Origin of the sequence: Streptomyces sp. ID05-39B, from assembly GCF_033794725.1 — a bacterium.
In the GTDB taxonomy this organism is placed as follows: domain Bacteria; phylum Actinomycetota; class Actinomycetes; order Streptomycetales; family Streptomycetaceae; genus Streptomyces; species Streptomyces bobili.
Genome location: NZ_JARGEF010000462.1, coordinates 1 through 2,484 on the forward strand (window position 1 = coordinate 1; position 2,484 = coordinate 2,484).

At 71.2% G+C, this 2,484-nt stretch carries 3 protein-coding genes; 1 reads left to right on the forward strand and 2 read right to left on the reverse strand.

The features are described 5' to 3' along the window. Positions 1-469: helix-turn-helix transcriptional regulator (locus P1P75_RS41060; protein ID WP_319265025.1), on the reverse strand; the 469-nt coding region annotated here is incomplete at its 3' end. Positions 470-684: 215 nt separating this feature from the next. On the opposite strand from P1P75_RS41060, the gene P1P75_RS41065 reads away from it, so the two are divergent. Next, positions 685-1,449: a DUF4232 domain-containing protein gene (locus P1P75_RS41065; RefSeq protein WP_319265027.1), complete on the forward strand. Its 765-nt coding sequence runs from the start codon at positions 685-687 to the stop codon at positions 1,447-1,449. 21 nt (positions 1,450-1,470) lie between these two features. On the opposite strand, the gene hemB is transcribed toward P1P75_RS41065, so the two are convergent. Further along, positions 1,471-2,463, reverse strand: coding sequence for a porphobilinogen synthase (hemB, locus tag P1P75_RS41070; RefSeq protein ID WP_319265030.1), 993 nt, complete (start codon positions 2,461-2,463; stop codon positions 1,471-1,473). Between the last annotated feature and the right edge of the window lie 21 nt (positions 2,464-2,484).

Sequence of the window (2,484 nt, forward strand, 5' to 3'; positions counted from 1 at the left end):
CCCGTTCACCGTCCCCACCCGACAGTTGCACCCCGAGTACCACGGCCCCGACCACGGCGAGTACGGCGATCCCGGCGAGTACGGCCCGCCGCCGGCGTCCTGCGGCGACGGGCGGCGCCGGTACGCCCTCCGGCGTCACGTCGGTGACGACGGCGGGATCCCCCACTGCCGACACCTCCTCCTCAGCAGCCGGACCGCTCCCCTCCGCCGCCGGTCCGCTCCCCTTCTTTCCGCGCCCCGCGTCCGCCAGCACCCACCTCCGGTGCAGCTCGACCAGTTCCTCGGGCGAGGCCTTGCACAGCCGGGCGAGCCGCTCGACGGGCGCGTAGTCCGTGGGGACGGCGTCCCCGTTGCAGTAGCGGTGCAGCGTCGACGTACTCATGTGGAGCCGTTTCGCGAGCGTGCCGTAACTGAGCCCGGACCGTTCCTTCAACTCCCGCAGCAGTTCCGCGAACTCGGCCGCAGCCACCGTTCGTCCACCCCCCATGTCCCATCCCGGCGTTCCAGGGATGGTTTGTTTCCCCAGCTCAGAACCGTTGTGGGCGTTCCAGCGTCCCTGATCGTCCGCCGGTCGTGGCGGCTGGGACGGATCACCCCACAAGCTGTGGCCATCCAAGCACGCCGCTCCCGGCACCCGGTCGAGCGGCATGCGTCAACCAGCCATCTCGGTAAGAGGACTTCACGATGCGCACCCTCCACACCCGCCGCACCGCCCGCCTGTTCGCCCCGGCGATCGCCGCACTGGCCGCTCTCTCGCTGACCGCCTGCGAGGACGGGACGGGCACGAAGGACGAGGGCGCGTCGGCCCCGGCGTCGTCACCCGTCACCGCACAGCCCGGGAAGACCGGCAGCCCGGCGTCGGACTCGCCCGCCGGGTCGGCCGGCGGAACAACTCCGTCCGCCCCCTCCGGCTCCTCCGGCTCCTCCGGCTCCTCCGGCTCCTCCGGCTCCTCCGGCTCCTCCGGCTCCAAGGCGAGCGACGGAGGCACCAAGGACGACGCCGACGCCTTTGCCCCCGAGAACCGCGTCCTGTGCAACGGCTCGAACACGAAGGTCACCGCCCAGCCGGTCCCGCGTCCCCTCAACCACATGCTGATCACGGTCACGAACACCGGCAGCAAGGTGTGCGACCTGACCTACTACCCGGTGCTGCGCTTCGACGAGATGCAGTGGGCGCCGTCGGCGGCGAAGGAGACGCAGCCGCAGGCGGTGACGACGCTCGCGCCCGGCGAGTCCGGCTACGCGGGCGTCCTGCTGTCGGCAGCCGACGGCAGCGGCGACGGCGGCACGACCGCGAAGAAGCTGACGGTCGCCTTCCAGGGCCGCACGCCGAACAGCGACGGCGGCGCCTCCGCGACGCCGCCGCTCCCGGCCAAGGGTGTCTACTACGACAGCTCGCTGACGGTGACCTACTGGCAGAGCGACATGGACGACGCGCTCGCCTGGTAGGACGTCAGCGGGTTCGGCAGGTCACCGCAGGGTCCGGGCCGCCTCGGTGGCCCAGTAGGTGAGGATGTTCTGCGCACCGGCCCGCTTGATGCCGGTGAGCGTCTCCAGGATCGCCCGCTCGCGGTCGATCCAGCCCTTCTCGGCGGCGGCCTCGATCATCGAGTACTCGCCGGAGATCTGGTAGGCGGCGACGGGCACGTCCACCGCGTCGGCGACCCGCGCGAGGATGTCGAGGTAGGGCCCGGCCGGCTTGACCATCACCATGTCGGCACCCTCCTCCAGATCGAGGGCCAGCTCGCGCAGCGACTCCCGCGCGTTGGCGGGGTCCTGCTGGTACGTCTTGCGGTCCCCCCGCAACGAGGACCCGACGGCCTCGCGGAAGGGCCCGTAGAAGGCGGAGGAGTACTTGGCGGTGTAGGCGAGGATGGCGACGTCCTCGCGCCCGATCTGGTCGAGGGCGTCGCGGACGACCCCGATCTGCCCGTCCATCATGCCGCTGGGCCCGACCACATGGGCACCGGCATCGGCCTGCACCTGAGCCATCTCGGCGTACCGCTCGAGGGTGGCGTCGTTGTCGACACGCCCCTGGGCGTCGAGCACACCGCAGTGCCCGTGATCGGTGAACTCGTCGAGACAGAGGTCGGACATCACGAGCAACTCGTCCCCGACCTCGGCCCGTACGTCCCGCAGCGCGACCTGGAGGATCCCGTCCGGGTCGGTCCCCACGGTCCCGGCGGCGTCCTTCTTGGACTCCTCCGGCACCCCGAAAAGCATGATCCCGGAGACCCCGGCCTCCACGGCCTCCGCGGCGGCCTTCTTCAGACTGTCGCGGGTGTGCTGCACGACCCCGGGCATCGCTCCGATCGGCACCGGCTCACTCACACCCTCCCGCACGAACGCGGGAAGAATGAAGTCGGCCGGATGCAGCCGGGTCTCGGCGACCATCCGTCGCATGACGGGGGTGGTCCGCAGCCGCCGCGGACGCGAACCGGGGAAGGATCCGTACTTCGTCATGCGTCCACGCTACGCCCGTCC

Excerpts from the sequence above, each read along its gene's own strand:
- hemB (WP_319265030.1), bottom strand. The coding sequence starts at position 2,463 with ATGACGAAGTACGGATCCTTCCCCGGTTCGCGTCCGCGGCGGCTGCGG.
- P1P75_RS41065 (WP_319265027.1), top strand. The coding sequence starts at position 685 with ATGCGCACCCTCCACACCCGCCGCACCGCCCGCCTGTTCGCCCCGGCG.